The sequence below is a fragment of the Neisseria sp. SLRRB23 genome (assembly GCF_050896295.1).
Taxonomy (GTDB): Bacteria; Pseudomonadota; Gammaproteobacteria; order Burkholderiales; family Neisseriaceae; genus Neisseria.
On sequence record NZ_JBPBFH010000159.1, the window covers coordinates 1 to 386 of the forward strand.

1 pseudogene is annotated in these 386 nt (G+C 43.3%); it reads right to left on the reverse strand.

Annotation, left to right across the window (positions count from 1 at the left end):
* Window positions 1-130: 130 nt before the first annotated feature.
* Window positions 131-256, reverse strand: a pseudogene (locus tag ACRPFF_RS11665) (aminopeptidase N C-terminal domain-containing protein); the annotation flags it as partial.
* Window positions 257-386: the final 130 nt, after the last annotated feature.

The window sequence follows — 386 nt, forward strand, 5'->3', positions numbered from 1 at the left end:
GCCAAAGTCCCGCAACGGTGTGGGTACTATTTGCCGAAAATCGTTATGGATGGAATAGCATGATGGTTGACGTGTCAATAACGGATCTTGGTCTTTTACGCTCAGTAGTCCAAGCCGTTGTGGCGGGAAAAATCGAACGGGCTTTGTTGGGGTTTTCGAGACTGAATTTCGGATGCTGCAAGGCGGTTTGAACCTGTTGCAGGGTGTCGCTGCGGCGGCTTGAGCCGATAAGGGCGAAATATTTGTCCATCACCAAAGTTTTTGTTTTATTAGGACGTTTCTTTAACGATAACGCGGCAATCACTTTTTTCCAAATAATTTCATCAGGTTCCCATTCTTGTTTTTTAGTCTGCTTTTTCGTTGTCTTTTTTTTATTTTCATTAACT